We start from the raw sequence: 17,674 nt of genomic DNA on the forward strand, positions 1-17,674 counted from the left end.
ACCGGACCGCTGATCAATCATCGCGATAGACGCGCTCGCGCCGCTCATGGCGCTCCTGCGCCTCGATGGAGAGCGTGGCGATCGGACGGGCGTCGAGCCGGCGCAGGCTGATCGGTTCCCCGGTTTCCTCGCAGTAACCATAGGTGCCGTCCTCGATTCGCTTGAGCGCCGCATCGATCTTGGAGATGAGCTTGCGCTGGCGGTCGCGGGTACGAAGTTCCAGCGAGCGGTCGGTCTCGGTGGAAGCCCGGTCAGCGAGGTCGGGAAGGATATTGTTGTCGTCCTGCAGATGCGCCAGCGTTTCGCGGCTTTCCTTCAGGATGTCGTCTCTCCAATTGAGCAGCTTGACCCTGAAGTATTCACGCTGCCGTTCATTCATGAACGGCTCGTCTTCTCTTGGTTTGTAGTCTTCTTCGACTTCCACCGCCATACGGGCCTCACCGGAACGACTGTTAACTCAGTGCGGCGGGCTTATAGCGATTGGGGCCTGCTTCGACAATAGCCAAAGAGACGGTCATCACCGCTAACTTCCCTTCCGCCCATCTTCATGATTCGGAACGGCTTTTCTCAATTCAGGGCATTTGCCTGAGCTGTGTGACACTCTTGCAAAGACCGTGCCTTTGCAGTTGCGGGGGCAAACCGCTAAGACCTCTCGCGACGGAGGAAGAAAGTTCCATGCGGTTCGAGGGCACCAAGGACTATGTCGCCACCGGCGATCTCACCATGGCGGTGAATGCGGCGATCGTTCTGGAGCGCCCTCTCCTCGTCAAGGGCGAGCCCGGCACCGGCAAGACCGTGCTGGCGCGCGAGGTGGCCAAGGCGCTCGATCTGCCGATCATCGAATGGCACATCAAATCGACGACCAAGGCGCAGCAGGGTCTCTACGAATATGACGCGGTGAGCCGGCTGCGCGACTCGCAATTGGGCGATGAGCGCGTCCATGACATCCGCAACTACATCAAGCGCGGCAAATTGTGGGACGCGTTCACCCACAAGCCCCGCCCGGTGTTGCTCATCGACGAGATCGACAAGGCCGACATCGAATTCCCCAACGATCTCCTGCAGGAGCTCGATCGCATGGAATTCTTCGTCTATGAGACGGGCGAGACGATCCAGGCCGAACAGCGCCCGATCGTCATCATCACCTCCAACAACGAGAAGGAATTGCCGGACGCCTTTCTGCGCCGCTGCTTCTTCCACTATATCAAGTTTCCCGAGCGCGAGACGATGCAGGCCATCGTCGATGTCCATTTCCCGGGCCTCAAGGGCAAGCTCGTCCACGAGGCGCTCAACATCTTCTATGACATCCGCGAGGTGCCGGGCCTCAAGAAGAAACCGTCGACATCCGAGCTTCTCGACTGGATCAAGCTTCTCCTCAATGAGGATGTAAGCCCTGAGACCTTGCGCGAGCGCGATCCGCGCAAGCTCATTCCCCCGCTCCATGGCGCGCTTCTGAAGAATGAGCAGGACGTGTCGCTGTTCGAGAAGCTGGCCTTCATGGCGAGGCGCGAGGGGAGATGAGCAGTGCTCCAGGATTCTATCGCAATCATCTTCTATGTGGTGGCCGGTGGCGCTTTGCTTGGGGCGCTGTATTCGATGTTCGTCCGGCGGCGGAAAAAGATCGCTGAAGGACGAGACCCACGATCCTATCCTGTCTATGGCCCCGGCGACGCGACCAACGATGGCGGTGGCGGCGGAGATTAGTATATACTCCCCGCATGGATAGCTCGGTTGTCTGGCTGATCCTGATCGCACTTGCCGCACTCGGTGGATGCTGGCTCTTGAACAGACCGAAGCCGCCCCGCATTTATGCTGACATCGGCTCCCCTCCTCCCCGTATCGACAGTTATGGTCTTCCTGGCGCGGCCGGCATCAGCGGGCATGGCGCGGGGACAAATTGCGACACCGCGCAAGGCGGCGGTGGCGATTGTGCGCCGGGCGGAAACTGACGAACAAGATCACAATCACTTGACCGCGCCGGGATCTGTGCCATGTGTCGCCACAATCCTCGCCAATGTGCCGTGGCGAAGGAGCCCGACCACATGTATGTTTTCCGCAACCTCGCCCGCCCATTCATCCTGCTGATATTCGCAACCACAATGACAGTGACCGCCATGGCATCCGAACCCGAACTCCACCAGGCCGCCGCCAGGAACGACGCGGCACGCATCGAGACCCTGCTCAAAGCGGGAGCCCGCGTCGATGCCCGCGACCAGGCCGAGCGCACCGCCCTTCTCGCCGCCACCCATGCCAACGCGATCGATGCGGCGCGTGTGCTCATCGCCGCCGGCGCCGATGTGAATGCCAAGGACAACATCCAGGATTCACCCTATCTCTACGCCTCCGCGGCGGGTCACATCGAGATCCTGAGGTTGACGCTGAAAGCGGGCGCCGATCTCAAGAGCGTCAACCGTTTCGGCGGCACCGGCCTCATCCCCGCCGCCGAACGCGGCCATGTCGAGGTCATCCGTGAGCTGATCAAGGCCGGTGTCGCCATCGATCATGTCAACCGCCTCGGCTGGACGGCGCTGCTCGAGGCCATCATCCTGTCCGACGGCGGGCCGGCGCATGTCGAGATCGTCAAGCTTCTGATCGCGGCCGGCGCCGATGTGAATCTCGCCGACAAGGATGGTGTCACACCGCTCGCCCATGCCGAGAAGATGGGCTATCGCGAGATCGCCAATCTGCTGAAGGCCGCCGGCGGTAAGGCTTAAACTTTCGCCACGGCTTCGAGCCACTTCCGGAACGCCAGAACGCGCGGCTTGTCCCAACTCGCCTTGGGTCCGTAGACATAATAATCCTCGGACGGGCGCCGCAGCACCAGGTCGGGCAGCGGGCAGACGAGCTCGCCATTGGCCATCTCATCGTCGAGCAGCGTGAGCTCGCCCATGGCGACGCCCTGCCCCAGCACCGCCGCCTGGATCGCCATGTCGAGCACCGGAAAGGTCTCGCCGCTCATCGCATCGACGTCGCTCACCTGGAACTCCTCGAGCCAGATCTTCCAGTCGCGGCGGTCGGGCGTCGTATGCAGCAGGTTGAAACCTGCCAGATCGGCGGGCGTGGCGACGGCGCGGTCCTTGAGCAGGCGCGGCGAGCAGACCGGCGTCATGGTGGCCGGCACCACGAACATCGCCTCGAAGCCTTCCGGGCAGTCGGGTCCGCAGCCGAAGACGAGATCATAGCCGCCGCCAACCGCCTCCGGCCACTCATAGAGGCCGGTCGTGACATTGACCACGATGCCGGGATGATCGTTGCGGAACCGGTCGAGCCTGGGGATCAGCCAGCGGATCGAAAAGCTCGGCTGGCTGAGGAGCTTGAGCTTCGGCGCCTCGACCGCGACATCGGCGCAGCCCTGGGCGATCGTCTTGAAGGCGCGGGTCAGCGTTGGCAGCAATTTCCGTCCGTGCTCGGTGAGCTCCACTTGGCGCGGCCGGCGGATGAACAGCGGCAGGCCCAGTTCTTCTTCCAGAAGCTTCACATGCCGGCTGACCGCGCCCTCGGTGACATGGAGCTCGGCCGCGGCACGGGCGAAGCTTTGATGCCGGGCCGCTGCCTCGAAGGCACGCAGGGCATTGAGCGATGGCAGGCGCATTCTGATCCAAGCCTTAGCTTTTCTGAGCCTTACCCCCAGATAGCTTGCTTTGTATTCAAGATAAAGAGGAACTATTTGAAAGGCTCAACCCCGAACGGAAATAGGAGGGCAAAATGCACAACACCATCGGCGCATGGATCGCCCGCCGCCGTTTTCGCCGCGACTTGAGCCGGCAGATCGAGATCGGCAATCATCTCGTTGACGATATCGGCCTCACCTTGGAAGAGGCGCTGAACGAGATCAAGAAGCCGTTCTGGCAGGCTTGATCCTGCGATACTGCTTACCTATATAGGCGGCGCGAGGACGGCCTCGCTTTCTCCAAATAACGTGCATGGGACGACCCTGCAGAGAGCAGAGGTTTCTCATGGCTTGGATATATCTCGTCATCGCCGGTGTGCTCGAGATCGGCTGGGCAGTTGGGCTCAAATATACGGAAGGCTTTACCAAGCTCGTTCCGTCGGTGCTGACGCTGGCCTGCATCATCGTCAGCTTCGCCTTTCTGGGCATGGCGCTCAAGACTTTGCCGGTCGGCACCGCTTATGCGATCTGGACCGGTATCGGCGCCGTCGGCACCGCGTTGCTGGGCATCTATCTGTTCGGCGATCCCGCCACCACGGCGCGCCTCGCCTGCATTGCCATCATCGTGTCCGGCATCGTCGGCCTGAAATTCGTCGCCTGATTTCTTCACACTCTTGATTCCCGGATCATCCGGTCCGGGAATCTCTTCGCCTAGTCCAAGGCATGCGCCTTGCGCCCGCCCCGTGCGATCCGCGCGGCGGGCTCGCTGTCGAGCAGCCGCTGCGCCAGAGCGACGGTGCGGCCCGCGAGCTCGGCCGCCCCCTGATGCAAATCGGTCGAGTCACGGATTTCGGCGACATTGCGCTCCATATCCTCGGCCGCCCAGCCGCGCGAATGCGCGATATAGGGAAATTGCGGAAAGTGGAAGCCGAGCTCGGCGAAGAAACCCAGCATCTGGCCGGCCACACCTTGCACATTGTCCTGACCGCCGACCACGATGAAGGACGCCACCTTGTTGCGGATCAGCACGCGATTATGGGTGGTGACCTGGTTCTGGATGCAGTTGAGCCGCTCGGCCATGCGGAAATAGAGCGAGCTCGCCTGCCCCCAGCGGATCGGTGTGGCGATGATCACCGCATCGGCCCAGTGGACCAGCGCCTCATAGACCGGCGTCAACTCGTCCTTGGGCCGCATCTGGGTGATCGAGCACGGCCAGGTGCAGGCATGCGCCGCTTTCGAATAATAGCCCTCGCAGGCGCGGAATTTGAGATCGTTGAGCTTGATGAGCTGCGTCTCGCAGCCCTGCGCCTCGGCCCCCTTGAGCGCGCTGGCGAGCAGATCATCGGAGCCGGAATAACGCGGCGCCCCTTTGTCCATTGCCGTGGTCGAAATGCCGGCGACGCGGATGGGACCCGGCGCACGCTCGACCGGCCGCACCAAAGGATGCGGCTCATGCGGCTTCTTCTGCCGCTTGGTCGGGTTGAGCTGCAGGAGCACGCGGCCATTCTCGACCTTGACCGGAAAGGCCGGCACGCGGTCCTCCTCGAAGCCGGGCTCGCCCAGCCCGCTCACCCGGTGGAACTTCCACTGATGCCAGGGGCAGATGATATAGTCGCCGTCCAGCGCTCCTTCGCCCAATGGTCCGCCGACATGGTTGCAGGCATTATGCACTGCGCCGAAAGCGCCATTGATGCAGGAGAGCGCGATCTTGACCGTGCCCGCCTCGACCGGCTGGAGGGTCTTGCCGGCGAGCTCGGCAGCCGCTCCGAGATCGATCCATTGGTCGCGTTCCGCCATGACGGGTCTCCTTATTCGCGCTTCTTGCGGTCGGCGCGCTCGTCGAGCACGTCGCGCAGTTGCATATGCCAATAGCTTGCCTGGACGCCGATGCGCCCGAAAGGTCCACCGACCCATTTCGGCGCGAAGGCGGCGAAGCGGCGATATTCGTCATCGCCATCGGCGATCGCCCGTGCCATGAGGATGCCCGCCATCGCGGTGGTGTTGAGGCCGTGACCGCCAAAGGCGGTGGCGAACCATTGCCCGTCGGCGGTGCGTCCGATGAGCGGCATCTTGTGCAGCGCATAGCCCATGAGGCCTGACCAGGCATAGTCGATCTTGGGATCGCCCAGCTGCGGATAGACCGATAGCATGTCGCGCTTCAGCATCTGGGCCAGCCGCGCCGGCTCGCTCACCCTGGTGGTGATGCGCCCGCCCCACAGGATGCGCTTGTCGGAGATGAGCCGGTAATAATCCCCGGCGCGGCGCATGTCGCCGACGCCGCAGCGCGTGCGGATCGCGTCCTGATCGAGGGGTTCGGTCACCGCCACATAGGTGGCGATCGGCAGAATCGCGCGGCCAATGGTCCGGTTGATCCGCCTGTCGAGCGAAGAGACGCAATGGACGACATGCGGCGCATGGATCTCGGCCTGCGCCGTGCGCACGATGAAATTGCGCTTCTCCTTGCGCACATCAAGCGCCGGCGTGTTCTCATGGATGAGCACGCCGCGATGGCGCGCGTCATCGGCGAGCGCCTGGGCGTACCGCAAAGGATGGATGAGAAAACTGTGCGGGTTCTTGATGCCCTGGAAATACCGCTCGGTCTTGAGCAGCATGCGGGTCTGCTCGGTCGAGAGCAGCTCGAGCCCCTCGCTGAAGTCGCGCAGCATCATCTCGACATAACGCCTGGAGCCCGACGGGTCGTTGACGCGCTGTGCCACGATCACCCCGTCGCTCATGCGCAGCGTCTGATCGAGGCGGGTCACCTCGCGCCTTACATATTCGGTGCCATGGGCGGAGAGCCGATAGAGCGCCTGGGCATTCTTGAGGCCCACTTTCTCGATGATGTCCTCGACGCCCAGCGCAAAACCGTTGCCGACAAAGCCGCCATTGCGTCCCGAGGCGCCCCAGGCAATGCGCTTGGCCTCGAGCAGCACCGCGATGCGGCCGCGCCTTTGCACCTCCATGGCGGTGGTGAGCCCGGCGAGCCCGCCGCCGATCACGCAGACATCGGCGGCGATGACGCCCCTGGGTGGGGGCGCGGCATCGCGGGCGGGCGCGGTCGCCTCGTACCAGGTTTCGGCGGATTTGAGCGTCATGGCACTCCCGAATCTCAAGCCTTCGCCCCCATATTACGCAAATCCGCCCTGTTGCGAGAGGCGTTGCTCCGGCCCCCTCCCTTAAGCTATTGAGACCGCTTCCGCTTTGAGGGTAACTGACCGATGCGCTTCAAGACCAGCAGGGAGTTCCGGGATTGGCCGAACAAGGCCGTGACCGTCCTCGGCATGTCCGGCGTCGGTAAGACGACGCTGGCCGACCTCCTGCAGGACCGGGACTGGTTCCACTATTCGGTCGATTACCGGATCGGCACCCGCTATATGGGCGAGCACATCGTCGACAACTTCAAGCGTGAGGCGATGAAGGTCTCCTTCCTGCGCGACCTCTTACGCTCGGATTCGATCTATATCTCCTCCAACATCACCTTCCAGAATCTGGAGCCGCTTTCGACCTATCTCGGCAAGCCCGGCAACCCCGAGAAGGGCGGCATCGACTTCGCCGAATACAAGAAACGCCAGGCCCAGCACCGCGAAGGCGAGATCAGCGCGCTCAAAGACGTGCCCGCCTTCATCGAGCGCTCGCGCGAAATCTATGGCTACAGCCACTTCGTCTGCGATTCGGGCGGCAGCCTGTGCGAGGTGGTGGATCCTGAGGATTTCAGCGACCCCGTCCTGCAATGCCTCGCCGACAATTCGCTGCTCCTCTATATCGAGGGTACGCCGGCCCATGCCCGCATGCTGGTCGAGCGCTTCCGCAAGGCGCCGAAGCCCATGTATTACCAGCCGCGTTTCCTCGACGAGAAATGGGCCGAATACAAAAAGATCAATTCCATCACCGAGGACTGCGAGGTCGACCCCGACGGTTTCGCCGTCTGGGGCTTCGAGCAGCTGCTCCATCACCGCATTCCGCTCTATCAGGCCATCGCCCGCAATTTCGGCTATGCGGTGAAGATGGAAGACGTGCCTAATGTGAAGACAGAAGAGGATTTCCTCGATCTCGTGTCGCACGCGATCGACAAAAACTGATCATGCCCATCAAAATTCCGAACGACCTGCCGGCCCGCGCCACGCTCGAGCAAGAGGGGGTCATGGTCATGAGCGAGGAGAGCGCCGCCCGCCAGGACATCCGCGCCTTGCGCATCGGCCTCCTCAACCTGATGCCGAACAAGATCAAGACCGAGACGCAGTTCGCCCGCCTTGTCGGCGCGACGCCGCTGCAGGTCGAGATGACGCTCATCAAGATGACGCATCACGTGCCGAAGAACACGCCCAACGACCATATCCTCGCTTTCTATCGTGACTGGGTGGATGTGAAGGACGAGAAGTTCGACGGTTTCATCATCACCGGCGCGCCCATCGAGCTGCTCGAATTCACCGACGTCACCTATTGGGACGAGCTCAAGCGCGTCTTCGACTGGACGCAGACCAACGTCCATTCGAGCTTCCACATCTGTTGGGGTGCCCAGGCCGGCCTCTATCACTTCCATGGCGTGCCCAAGCACGCATTGGGGCAGAAGCGCTTCGGCGTCTACCGCCACAAGAACCTGAAACCCGCCTCGCCCTATTTGCGCGGTTTCTCCGACGATTTCTCCATTCCCGTCTCGCGCTGGACCGAGAACCGCCGCGCCGACATCCCCGCCGACAGCGGCCTCGAAATCCTGATGGAGTCGGATGAGGCCGGCCTCTGCATGATCGAGGACAAGGCCTATCGCTCGCTCTACATGTTCAACCATGTCGAATACGACTCGGCCTCGCTCGGCGAGGAATATTGGCGCGACGTGAAGGCCAACAAGCCGATCGAGATGCCGAAGAACTATTATCCGGGCAATGATCCGCATGCCGTGCCGGAGAACCGCTGGCGCAGCCACGCCCATCTCCTGTTCGGCAACTGGATCAACGAAGTCTATCAGACGACGCCTTTCGCGCTCGCCGATATCGGGAAATAAGGATCGGGGAGAGCGCGCGATGAAGCCCCTCCCCGATTTCCGCTCACCAGACTTCCTGCGCGCCCATATGCGCGAGATCATGGATTTCTATTATCCGATCTGCCTCAACCATGAGGACGGCGGCTATTACAACGAGTATCGCGATGACGGCTTCATCACCGACCGGATGAACCAGCACGTCGTTTCCACCACCCGCTTCATTTTCAACTTCACCCTCGCCGCCGACCTCTTTGGCCGGGAAGACTACAGAGCGGCGGCCGAGCATGGCCTGCGCCATCTGAGTGACGTGCATCGTGATCCTGCTTATGGCGGTTATTTCTGGACGCTCGACCGCCGCGCGCCGAACGATGCGACGAAACATTGCTACGGCCATGCCTTCGTGCTGCTGGCCTATGCGATGGGCCTCAAGGCCGGCATCGCCGGCATGCGCCAGAAGGTCGAGGAGACTTACGCCCTGCTCGCTGAGCGCTTCTGGGAGGAAGAGCACCAGCTCTATCGGGACGAGATCAGCCGCGACTGGAAAACGGTCTCTCCTTATCGCGGCCAGAACGCCAATATGCATATGACCGAAGCCATGCTTGCGGCCTTCGAGGCGACGGGCGATGGCAAATATCTCGACCGCGCCGAGACGCTGGCGCGCCGCATCTGCGTCGACCTGCCGAAAAAGGCGCAAGGCGTCGTGTGGGAGCATTATGATGAAACCTGGTCGGTCGACTGGGAATACAACAAGGACAATCCGCGTCATCTCTTCAGGCCTTATGGCTATCAGCCGGGCCATATGACCGAATGGACGAAGCTGCTCATGGTGCTGGAGCGCCATCGCCCGAAGGACTGGATGCTGCCGACGGCCGTGCACCTCTATGAGACGGCATTGGCGAAGAGCACCGACATCGCCTATGGCGGCCTGCACTATAGCTACGGGCCCGACGGCCGGCTCTATGATCTCGACAAATATCACTGGGTCCAGTGCGAAACCCTGGCCGCGGCGGCGGCGCTCGCCGCGCGTACCGGCAAGGAACGCTACTGGCAGGACTATGACCGTCTGTGGGCCTATAGCTGGCGCAACTTCGTCGATCACGACTATGGTTGCTGGTATCGCATCCTGTCGCCCGACGGCCGGAAGCTCAGCGATATCAAGAGCCCGGCCGGCAAGACGGATTATCATTCCTTCGGCGCCTGCTACGAAATCCTGCGGGTTCTAGGCGCCCTGTCCTGATCCCTGTCGCTCCCCTGTCACAATCGGCCTATACTCCGTCCCGCCATGCTTCGCCTCCTGCTGCTCAGGCACGCCAAATCGAGCTGGACCGATCCCGGCCTCGACGATCATGACCGCCCGCTCAATCCGCGCGGCCAGAAATCCGCGCCACTCATCGGACGCTTCATGCGCGAGCATAAGTTCAATCCCGATCTGGTGCTCTGCTCGCCGGCGCGCCGGGCGCGCGAGACCTGGAAGCTCGCATCCACCGAGCTCAGAAGCTCGCCGCGCCTCCTGATGGAGGACGGGCTTTATGATTTCGGCAATGGCGGGCGCATTCTCGACACGGTGCGCGCCAAGGCCGACACCGCCAAGTCGATCCTCGTCGTCGGCCACAATCCCTCGATCGAACGTCTCGCCCAGCGCCTCATCGGCAAGGGCGAAGCCAAATTGCGCAAGCGTGTGACCGAGAAATATCCGACCGGCGCCCTCGCGGTGATCAGCTTCGACGCCAAGGACTGGAAGGACATCGAGGACGGCAATGGCACGCTCGCCGCCTTTGTGCGCCCGCGCGATCTCGCTAAGGAAACAGCAACTTAGCACTTGCGTCAGGCGTCCTATGTCCCCAACTATGGGGGCAAATCTGGATCTATGACGCATTGAAACGGACTTCCCTCATCGACAGCGCGCGCATCGCGGCGGGCGGCCTCAAGGACTTTGCGTCAGGTCTCGCCACGCCGACCGTGCGGCTCGGCGTCACCGGCTTGGCGCGCGCCGGCAAAACGGTCTTCATCACCGCCCTCGTCCATGCCCTCCTCAACCAGACGCGCCTGCCCTTGTTCGATGCGCAGGCGCAGGGCCGCATCAGCCGCGCCTATCTGGAGCCGCAGCCCGACGACGACCTGCCGCGTTTCGCCTATGAGGATCATCTCGCAGCCTTGACGGCGGAAGACCGCCGCTGGCCGGAAAGCACCCGGCGCATCAGCCAGCTCCGCCTCACCCTCGATTACACGCCGCAAGGTTTCATCGCGCGCAATTTCGGCCGCGACCGCGTCCATATCGACATCGTCGATTATCCGGGCGAATGGCTGCTCGACCTGCCGCTCCTCGGCCTCAGCTATCAGGAATGGTCGGCCGAGACGCTAGCCTCGAGCCGCGTCTCGCCACGCCTCGCTTTGGCGCGCGACTGGCACAGCCTCCTCGCGGCGCTCGACCCGATGAAACCCGCCGACGAGCAGCAGGCGGTGAAGGCGGCCGAGCTTTTCACGTCCTATCTCGCGCGTGGCCGCGGCACCGACGTCTCCTTATCGGCATTGCCGCCCGGCCGCTTCCTGATGCCGGGTGATCTTGCGGGCTCGCCGCTCCTCACCTTTGCACCACTCGATGTGACGGCGGACGCGTCCTTCCCGCGCGGCTCGCTCGGCGCCTTGATGGCGCGGCGTTACGACTCCTATGTGGCGAAGGTGGTGAAGCCCTTCTTCTTCGGCCATTTCGCCCGCCTCGACCGCCAGATCATCCTGGTCGATGCCCTGACCGCGCTCAATGCCGGCGCCGACGCCATGCGCGACCTGCAGAAGGCGCTCGCCGACGTGCTCGCGGCCTTCCGCCAGGGCGCCAACAGCTGGGCCTCGGCGCTGGTCGGGCGCCGCATCGACCGCATCGTCTTCGCCGCCGCCAAGGCCGATCTCATCCACCATACGAGCCACGATCGCCTCGAGGCGATCCTCGGCCTCATCGTCAAGGACGCAGCAGCGCGCGCCGAATATTCGGGCGCCGACATCGACATCGCCGCACTTGCCGCCATTCGCGCCACGCGTGAGGCGACATTGCGCCAGAAGGGCGAGGATCTCCCCTGTATTGTGGGCATTCCGCAAAGGGGCGAGACCATCGGCACGGAGACCTTCGATGGCGAGACGGAAGCCGCGATCTTTCCGGGCGATCTGCCGGCCAATCCGGAGGAAGCCTTGCGCGGCGGCCTCGAAGGCGCCCTGCGTTTTGTGAAGTTCCGCCCGCCTTTGACGGCCGGCCGGAGCTTTCCCCACATTCGCCTTGATCGCACGCTCGAATTCCTGCTGGGAGATCGCTTTAGATGAACGACGATCACCGCCGGCCGCAGGCCTTCCGTATCGATCCCGCCCCGCACCCCGAAAAGGTGCGGCGGCCGCCGCGCGCCATTCATGGCAAGATCAAATTCGACGAGGAGCCGGACGGTCAGGAGCTGGTGGTCACGCCGCCTGCCCCCTTGCCCTCCTCGCGCAGCCTGAAATGGGGCTCGCTCCTCATCTCGGCGCTGTTCGGCCTCTTCGTCATGTGGGCCGGTCTTTCCGCCTCGAGCCTTATCGAGCAACTGTTCCAGCGCTCCGTCTATCTGGGCTGGCTGGGCGCCGGTCTCGCCGGCCTCGCCGGGCTTGCGGCGCTTGCCATCATCATCCGCGAGATCTGGGGCCTCATGCGCCTGCGCCGCATCGAGCATGTGCAGGCCGACGCGGCGCGCGCTCTCAATCACGATGACGATGCCGCCGCCAAGCGCGTGATCGCCGCACTCAAATCCGTCTATGGCGGACGGCCCGACGCAGCCTGGGGCCTGAAGACGCTCGCCGAGCATGAGAATGACGTCATGGATGCGAAAGATCGCATCCGCCTCGCTGACCGCGACCTGGTGAGCGCCTTCGATGCCGAGACCCATCGCATCATCGCCCGCCGCAGCCGCCGCGTGACCTTGCTCACTGCGGTTACCCCGGCCGCCGCCTTCGACATCCTTTTCGTCGCCGCCCAGAATCTCCGCATGCTGCGCGAGATCGCCTCTCTCTACGGTGGCCGTCCCTCGACCCTGTCGACCTTCAGGCTCGCCCGCATGGTGATCGGCCATCTCGCCGTCACCGGCGGACTCGCGCTCTCCGACAGCGTGATCCAGCATGTCGTCGGCAAGGGGCTGATCGGCCGGCTCTCGGCCAGGTTTGGCGAAGGTGCGGTCAATGGTATCCTCACCGCGCGCATTGGTCTCGCCGCCCGCGATGTCTGCCGCCCCATTCCGCAGGAGACCGAAGCCAAGGAGACGCTCGCGAGCCTGACCCGCGAATTGCTGAATTTCGGCGGCGAGAGCAAAGACAAAGAAAATGCCGCGCCCTCATCTTAATCTCGCCCTCCAGCGCAGCCACGATCTGCGCAACGCCCTCCATACCGCCGTCCTGATCGGCGGATCGGCAGTGCTCGTTGCCGCCATCGCCTGGACGGTCCTGGGATTCACCGGCCTCGTCTGGGCCGCGATCCTCGGCGCTATCGGCCTGTGGACGATGGGACGCGTGTCGCCCAAGATGGTGCTCGGCCTCTACAAGGCCCGCGCTCTGTCGCCGGATGAATTGCCGGACGTCCACCATGTCGTGCGTGAGCTGGCGCGCCGCGCCGATCTGCCGTCCGTGCCGCAGCTCTATTATGTGCCGAGCAAGATCCTCAACGCCTTCGCCGTCGGCACGCCGCAGGATTCGGCGATCGCCGTTACCGACGGGCTGGTGCGCACCATGACGATGCGCCAGCTCGCCGGCATCCTTGCCCATGAGACGGCACATATCAAATCGGGCGACTTGAAAGTCATGGCGCTCGCGGACGTGCTGACCCGCATCACCAGCTCGATGTCCTTCCTTGGGCTGATCGGCATTCCCGCGCTGTTCGGCGCCGGCATCGCCATTCCCTGGCTCGGCATCCTGCTTCTCATCTTCGCACCGACCTTGGGCGGCCTGCTGCAGCTCGGCCTGTCGCGCACACGCGAATACGACGCCGATCTCGATGGCGCCGCCTTGACCGGTGATCCGGCGGGCCTTGCTTCGGCACTCGAGACACTGGAGCACCGGCAGGGCCGCGTCTGGGAAGGCCTGTTTCCGGCCGGCCGCGTGCCGAGCCCGTCCTTGCTGCGCACCCATCCCGCGACCGAGGACCGGATGCGGCGGCTCCTCGCACTTGCCGGCGAGCCCGACGCGCAGATCGCGCTGACGACGGCACGTCCGGTGCCAGGCCCCTCTCTCGTACCGCCGATCCGCAACCCGCGCATCCACTGGCACCGCATGGGTATTTGGTACTGACAGAAGAGGGATTGTTTATGACTTGCTCGCCTAGCCATGTCGCCATTCTTGTTCCCTCGGTTCATAAGGCAGCCGACCATCTCCGCCAGTTTGATTTTGAGATCGGAGAGGAAGAGGTTTTCCCGGAAACCCGGGAAATCTATGTGCAAGGCAGTGAGCGAAACGCGCTCCTCCTGATGGAGGCGAGAGATACCGGCTCCTATCGCAAGGCCCTGCAGAAACGCGGACCTGGGATCCATCATCTGGCCATCGATGTCCTGGATCTCGAGGGATTTCTGAGCTCGATCGCCGGATCGGGCTGGTTTTTGCACCTCAACAGCCTGCAAACCATGAAGGATTTCCGATCTGCCTATCTCGCAAGGCCCGGCTTTCCGGCTTTGATCGAAGTGCAGGAAAAGACGGCGTTGATGGACGGTCCCCTCTTCGTGGACGGCGTATCGTTGCCCTTCGATCCCGGCCTCACGCGCCTGATGAAATCGGTGGGCCTCGACAGGACGGTGACTCCCGGCAATCCTTCGCTGCGCCTCGGCGGCAAGCAAATCGAGTTGGAAGCTCTGTATTAGTCACGAACCATGTTTTTGACGTTCTTCCATGAGCTCAAAGTCTCGGGTGTGCCGGTCACGCTCAAGGAATATCTCACCCTCATGGAAGCCATGGATGCCGGCCTCGCGCGTTATTCGGTGGAAGACTTCTATTACCTGTCGCGCGCTGCGCTGGTGAAGGACGAGCGCAATCTCGACAAGTTCGACCGTGTCTTCGGCCATGTCTTCAAGGGTCTTGAAGGATCGGCGGAAGCGCTTCTCGCCGAGATCCCCGAGGAGTGGCTGAAGAAGCTCACCGAGAAATTTCTCACTGAAGAAGAGAAGAAGCTCATCGAGGCGCTGGGCGGCTGGGACAAGATCATGGAGGAGCTGAAGAAGCGCCTCGCCGAGCAGAAGGGCCGCCATCAGGGCGGCAATAAATGGATCGGCACCGCCGGCACCTCGCCTTTCGGCGCCTATGGCTACAATCCCGAAGGCGTGCGCATCGGCCAGGACAAGAATCGCAACAACCGCGCCGTCAAAGTGTGGGACCGCCGCGACTACAAGGATCTCGACGACACGGTCGAGCTCGGTACCCGCAATATCAAGCTGGCGCTGCGCCGCCTGCGCAAATTCGCCCGCGAGGGCGCGCCCGAGGAGCTCGACCTCGACGATACGATCCGCTCCACCGCCAATAAGGGCTATCTCGATCTCAGGCTGGTGCCGGAGCGGCGCAACACGGTGAAGGTACTGCTCTTCTTCGATGTCGGCGGCTCGATGGATCCGTTCATCCGCTTGTGCGAGGAGCTGTTTTCGGCGGCGCGCGCCGAGTTCAAGCACATGGAGTATTTCTACTTTCACAATTGCCTCTATGAGCGCGTCTGGCGCAGCAACCGCCGCCGCCATGACGAGCCGGTGGATACCTGGCAGGTTCTCCACACCTACCCGTCAGACTACAAGGTGATCTTCATCGGCGATGCCGCGATGTCGCCTTACGAGCTCACCCATCCGGGCGGCTCGGTCGAACACTACAATGAGGAGACGGGCATGACGTGGCTCGAGCGCGTGAGCCACATCTATCCCAAGCTGATCTGGCTCAACCCGTCGCCGGAAAGGCACTGGGGCTATTCGGCTTCGACCGATCTCGTCCGCCGCCTCTTCGCCGGCCGCATGTATCCATTGACGCTGGAAGGTCTCGACAAGGCCATGCGCGAGCTGACCCGCTGATCTCTATTTGAACGCCCCGGCTTACTTGGTTATCTGGCGCAGCCTTCCGGCGATGATCCTCACCTGCTCCGGCCGCAAGCAATAAGGATTGATCCGGATGACTCCTTCATAGAGTTTCGACAGGTCGGCGACGATTGCTGGCTTCCCGGTCTGAAGCTCGCGCGCCACCGCGGCCGCGCGCTTGCCGGCATCGTCTCCCGGAAAGATCAGATCCAGGACATCGGCACCCCATTTGCTGGTGGCCATCCGCGCCGTGCATCCGGCGATCCCTTCGACTTGCGCATGGAGCTCGCGGGTAAGACCGCTCCACGCTTCCACGGCGCCCTTTTCGTCCCGTTTGACGAATTGCCTGAGCGCCACGAGCAGCCCGATGATTTCTTCTTTCCCGACTTTGCACGGACGGCCGATCCCATGCGGCGGCACGCCGCGAAGGCCGGAACGGTCGATATATTGTTTGGGCGGCAACCAGAGTTCGTCGACGACGTCGAGATCGAGCATCTGCAGAGCGGCGGCCTCGATCAGGTCGCGGCGCCCGCACAATATGCCTGAGCTCTGCGGGCCGCCGATCGCTTTGCCGCCGCTGTAGGCGACGAGGTCGGCGCCGGCCGCGATGAACGCCTTGAGATTGCTGGCGGGCGGCAATTGCGCCGCCGCGTCGATGATGACCGGCACGCCGTGGCGGCGACCGACCTCGACCACCTGATCGAGGCTGGGCCGCGCCCAGGGTGTCGCGACATAAAGTATGGCGGCGGTATCCTTGGTGATCGCCGCTTCGATTTCCCACGGCTCACAATCGCGGCTGCCGGCGCCGCTGAACCTGTCCGGAACGCCGACTTCGACCAGCCGGACGCCCGCGGTGCGCACTGCGTGATCGTAAAGATTGCGGTGGCTGCGCGGCACGATGACGGTGTTGCGCATGCCTTCCGTTTCGGGCAGGCGCGCCATCTTGCTTGGATCGGCGCCGGTCACGCAGGCCGCGGTGGCGAGCAGCAGGCCGGCGGCGGCGCCCGACGTGACGAGCCCCGCTTCGGCGCCGGTAAGTTCGGAGATGACTTTGCTGGCCGCCGCTTGCAGCTCCGTCATGTCGACCGAATGCCTGGCGGCTTGCGCCATGGCGGAAACGACGGCGTCGTCCATGACATAGCCGCCCAGTCTCGTTGCCCATCCCACGGCATTGATGATCGGCTCGACGCCGAATTCCTCATAGATGCTCACTGTCGCCCGCGCCCCATCGTTCATTCGAGAAGAAGTCAGACAGTGCTGACGCTGACGCAACTTTGTCAACAGAGGGGAAGCCGCGTCACGCCCTTCACGATCAGTTGAGGACGCCGCTTTCGACGGAATGCGCGGTTCCGGTCCGTCTTGAGCTCATCCACAAACTCAGGAGACCGATTGTAATGCCTAATAAAGCGATGCTCGCACTCGCCGCTCTTGTCGTGACCGCCCTTGGCGTCGGCGCAATCGCGGAAGTCGCCTCTGCCGATGAAGGCGGCGGATGGCGCGGCCGCCATGGCGGTATGATGCGGAATTTCACGGAACGCTACGATACCAACAAGGACGGCAAGGTGAGCCAGGAGGAGATCGACGCCAACCGGACCGAATGGTTCGGCAAGTTCGACGCCGACAAGAACGGCACGTTGAACCTCAAGGAGTTCGAGGTGCTGTGGCTGGAGGCTCATCGCAAGGAGATGGTCCGCGAGTTCCAGAAACTGGACCCCAATGGCGACGCCGCCCTCACTCTCGATGAATACAAGGAGCCCCTGTCCCGTTTTGTCGCAAATCGGGACCGTAATGGCGACGGCGTGATCAGCAAGGAAGACCGTCGCCAGGGCGGCAAGGAACGTTGGCGCCGCGACCGGGACCATGACGACGACAAGGATGATAGCCAGGAGAAGTAATCCCTGGTCCAGACGGCCTGACCAGTGTCAGGCCGTCTCCCCTTTTCGGTTTTGGTGGAAAACATCGCCAATCTAAAATTTATTTAATGTTTTAAGGCATCCTGGCAACCAACTTGCAGTGATTTGCTGCAACTGTGCCCCTCCAGCA

Annotated in this window: 19 protein-coding genes; 14 read left to right on the top strand and 5 right to left on the bottom strand. The window is 62.8% G+C overall.

Annotated features, from left to right (window positions below; all coding sequences use genetic code 11):
* Nucleotides 1-13: 13 nt before the first annotated feature.
* Nucleotides 14-430 carry an RNA polymerase-binding protein DksA gene (gene dksA, locus JHL16_RS02935; RefSeq protein ID WP_137860180.1) on the bottom strand — a complete coding sequence of 139 codons (417 nt, stop codon included), beginning with the start codon at nt 428-430 and terminating at the stop codon, nt 14-16.
* Between the two features lie 245 nt (nt 431-675).
* Here dksA and JHL16_RS02940 point away from each other — a divergent pair, with 245 nt between their 5' ends.
* Complete coding sequence (locus JHL16_RS02940; RefSeq protein WP_200183397.1) at nt 676-1,521, top strand: AAA family ATPase; 846 nt, start codon at nt 676-678, stop codon at nt 1,519-1,521.
* Between the two features lie 593 nt (nt 1,522-2,114).
* Nucleotides 2,115-2,714, top strand: a complete 600-nt coding sequence (locus tag JHL16_RS02945; protein ID WP_246770746.1) for an ankyrin repeat domain-containing protein — start codon at nt 2,115-2,117, stop codon at nt 2,712-2,714.
* On the opposite strand, the gene JHL16_RS02950 is transcribed toward JHL16_RS02945, so the two are convergent.
* Nucleotides 2,711-3,592 (bottom strand): LysR substrate-binding domain-containing protein, encoded by an 882-nt coding sequence (locus tag JHL16_RS02950; protein WP_200183399.1) that lies wholly within the window; start codon nt 3,590-3,592, stop codon nt 2,711-2,713. The two genes, JHL16_RS02945 and JHL16_RS02950, sit on opposite strands and share 4 nt — an antisense overlap.
* A 113-nt stretch (nt 3,593-3,705) precedes the next feature.
* Here JHL16_RS02950 and JHL16_RS02955 point away from each other — a divergent pair, with 113 nt between their 5' ends.
* Complete coding sequence (locus JHL16_RS02955; protein WP_200183400.1) at nt 3,706-3,858, top strand: DUF1127 domain-containing protein; 153 nt, start codon at nt 3,706-3,708, stop codon at nt 3,856-3,858.
* Between the two features lie 98 nt (nt 3,859-3,956).
* Nucleotides 3,957-4,271 carry a quaternary ammonium compound efflux SMR transporter SugE gene (sugE, locus tag JHL16_RS02960; RefSeq protein WP_200183401.1) on the top strand — a complete coding sequence of 105 codons (315 nt, stop codon included), beginning with the start codon at nt 3,957-3,959 and terminating at the stop codon, nt 4,269-4,271.
* 50 nt (nt 4,272-4,321) lie between these two features.
* Here sugE and JHL16_RS02965 read toward each other — a convergent pair whose 3' ends face one another.
* Together JHL16_RS02965 and JHL16_RS02970 are read right to left on the bottom strand one after the other, a co-directional pair.
* A complete protein-coding gene (locus tag JHL16_RS02965; RefSeq protein WP_200183402.1) occupies nt 4,322-5,407 on the bottom strand; it encodes a Rieske 2Fe-2S domain-containing protein in 1,086 nt (361 codons plus the stop codon).
* An 11-nt stretch (nt 5,408-5,418) separates the two neighbouring features.
* Nucleotides 5,419-6,705, bottom strand: coding sequence for an NAD(P)/FAD-dependent oxidoreductase (locus JHL16_RS02970; RefSeq protein WP_200183403.1), 1,287 nt, complete (start codon nt 6,703-6,705; stop codon nt 5,419-5,421).
* A 123-nt stretch (nt 6,706-6,828) separates the two neighbouring features.
* On the opposite strand from JHL16_RS02970, the gene JHL16_RS02975 reads away from it, so the two are divergent.
* From JHL16_RS02975 to JHL16_RS03015, 9 genes are read left to right on the top strand one after another with little or no spacing between them, the layout of a single operon-like run.
* Complete coding sequence (locus JHL16_RS02975; RefSeq protein ID WP_200183404.1) at nt 6,829-7,689, top strand: DEAD/DEAH box helicase family protein; 861 nt, start codon at nt 6,829-6,831, stop codon at nt 7,687-7,689.
* Nucleotides 7,690-7,691: 2 nt separating this feature from the next.
* Nucleotides 7,692-8,609, top strand: a complete 918-nt coding sequence (metA, locus tag JHL16_RS02980; protein ID WP_200183405.1) for a homoserine O-acetyltransferase MetA — start codon at nt 7,692-7,694, stop codon at nt 8,607-8,609.
* A 19-nt stretch (nt 8,610-8,628) separates the two neighbouring features.
* Entirely contained in the window at nt 8,629-9,825 is a 1,197-nt protein-coding gene (locus JHL16_RS02985; protein WP_200183406.1) for an AGE family epimerase/isomerase, read from the top strand.
* A gap of 45 nt (nt 9,826-9,870) precedes the next feature.
* Nucleotides 9,871-10,404, top strand: a complete 534-nt coding sequence (locus tag JHL16_RS02990) for a SixA phosphatase family protein (RefSeq protein ID WP_200183407.1) — start codon at nt 9,871-9,873, stop codon at nt 10,402-10,404.
* Between the two features lie 59 nt (nt 10,405-10,463).
* Complete coding sequence (locus JHL16_RS02995; RefSeq protein ID WP_200183408.1) at nt 10,464-11,897, top strand: YcjX family GTP-binding protein; 1,434 nt, start codon at nt 10,464-10,466, stop codon at nt 11,895-11,897.
* On the top strand, nt 11,894-12,940 hold the full coding sequence (locus JHL16_RS03000) for a YcjF family protein (protein WP_200183409.1): 1,047 nt from the start codon (nt 11,894-11,896) through the stop codon (nt 12,938-12,940). Before JHL16_RS02995 ends, JHL16_RS03000 begins: the two co-directional genes overlap by 4 nt.
* Nucleotides 12,921-13,880 carry a zinc metalloprotease HtpX gene (locus JHL16_RS03005; RefSeq protein WP_200183410.1) on the top strand — a complete coding sequence of 320 codons (960 nt, stop codon included), beginning with the start codon at nt 12,921-12,923 and terminating at the stop codon, nt 13,878-13,880. The genes JHL16_RS03000 and JHL16_RS03005 overlap by 20 nt, the downstream gene beginning before the upstream one ends.
* A complete protein-coding gene (locus tag JHL16_RS03010; RefSeq protein WP_200183411.1) occupies nt 13,871-14,443 on the top strand; it encodes a VOC family protein in 573 nt (190 codons plus the stop codon). Before JHL16_RS03005 ends, JHL16_RS03010 begins: the two co-directional genes overlap by 10 nt.
* A 9-nt stretch (nt 14,444-14,452) precedes the next feature.
* Nucleotides 14,453-15,628, top strand: a complete 1,176-nt coding sequence (locus JHL16_RS03015) for a vWA domain-containing protein (protein ID WP_200183412.1) — start codon at nt 14,453-14,455, stop codon at nt 15,626-15,628.
* 21 nt (nt 15,629-15,649) lie between these two features.
* On the opposite strand, the gene JHL16_RS03020 is transcribed toward JHL16_RS03015, so the two are convergent.
* On the bottom strand, nt 15,650-16,843 hold the full coding sequence (locus JHL16_RS03020) for a DegT/DnrJ/EryC1/StrS family aminotransferase (RefSeq protein ID WP_200183413.1): 1,194 nt from the start codon (nt 16,841-16,843) through the stop codon (nt 15,650-15,652).
* 182 nt (nt 16,844-17,025) lie between these two features.
* Between JHL16_RS03020 and JHL16_RS03025 the strand changes: the two genes are divergently transcribed.
* On the top strand, nt 17,026-17,526 hold the full coding sequence (locus tag JHL16_RS03025) for an EF-hand domain-containing protein (protein WP_200183414.1): 501 nt from the start codon (nt 17,026-17,028) through the stop codon (nt 17,524-17,526).
* The last annotated feature ends 148 nt before the right edge of the window (nt 17,527-17,674 follow it).

It is taken from the genome of Taklimakanibacter albus (genome assembly GCF_016595235.1).
Classification (GTDB): Bacteria; Pseudomonadota; Alphaproteobacteria; order Rhizobiales; family Aestuariivirgaceae; genus Taklimakanibacter; species Taklimakanibacter albus.

What these genes read in the sequence shown, in the direction of transcription:
- dksA (WP_137860180.1), bottom strand. Translation starts at nt 430, where the DNA reads ATGGCGGTGGAAGTCGAAGAAGACTACAAACCAAGAGAAGACGAGCCG.
- JHL16_RS02940 (WP_200183397.1), top strand. Translation starts at nt 676, where the DNA reads ATGCGGTTCGAGGGCACCAAGGACTATGTCGCCACCGGCGATCTCACC.
- JHL16_RS02945 (WP_246770746.1), top strand. Translation starts at nt 2,115, where the DNA reads ATGGCATCCGAACCCGAACTCCACCAGGCCGCCGCCAGGAACGACGCG.
- JHL16_RS02950 (WP_200183399.1), bottom strand. Translation starts at nt 3,592, where the DNA reads ATGCGCCTGCCATCGCTCAATGCCCTGCGTGCCTTCGAGGCAGCGGCC.
- JHL16_RS02955 (WP_200183400.1), top strand. Translation starts at nt 3,706, where the DNA reads ATGCACAACACCATCGGCGCATGGATCGCCCGCCGCCGTTTTCGCCGC.
- sugE (WP_200183401.1), top strand. Translation starts at nt 3,957, where the DNA reads ATGGCTTGGATATATCTCGTCATCGCCGGTGTGCTCGAGATCGGCTGG.
- JHL16_RS02965 (WP_200183402.1), bottom strand. Translation starts at nt 5,407, where the DNA reads ATGGCGGAACGCGACCAATGGATCGATCTCGGAGCGGCTGCCGAGCTC.
- JHL16_RS02970 (WP_200183403.1), bottom strand. Translation starts at nt 6,705, where the DNA reads ATGACGCTCAAATCCGCCGAAACCTGGTACGAGGCGACCGCGCCCGCC.
- JHL16_RS02975 (WP_200183404.1), top strand. Translation starts at nt 6,829, where the DNA reads ATGCGCTTCAAGACCAGCAGGGAGTTCCGGGATTGGCCGAACAAGGCC.
- metA (WP_200183405.1), top strand. Translation starts at nt 7,692, where the DNA reads ATGCCCATCAAAATTCCGAACGACCTGCCGGCCCGCGCCACGCTCGAG.
- JHL16_RS02985 (WP_200183406.1), top strand. Translation starts at nt 8,629, where the DNA reads ATGAAGCCCCTCCCCGATTTCCGCTCACCAGACTTCCTGCGCGCCCAT.
- JHL16_RS02990 (WP_200183407.1), top strand. Translation starts at nt 9,871, where the DNA reads ATGCTTCGCCTCCTGCTGCTCAGGCACGCCAAATCGAGCTGGACCGAT.
- JHL16_RS03000 (WP_200183409.1), top strand. Translation starts at nt 11,894, where the DNA reads ATGAACGACGATCACCGCCGGCCGCAGGCCTTCCGTATCGATCCCGCC.
- JHL16_RS03005 (WP_200183410.1), top strand. Translation starts at nt 12,921, where the DNA reads ATGCCGCGCCCTCATCTTAATCTCGCCCTCCAGCGCAGCCACGATCTG.
- JHL16_RS03015 (WP_200183412.1), top strand. Translation starts at nt 14,453, where the DNA reads ATGTTTTTGACGTTCTTCCATGAGCTCAAAGTCTCGGGTGTGCCGGTC.
- JHL16_RS03025 (WP_200183414.1), top strand. Translation starts at nt 17,026, where the DNA reads ATGCCTAATAAAGCGATGCTCGCACTCGCCGCTCTTGTCGTGACCGCC.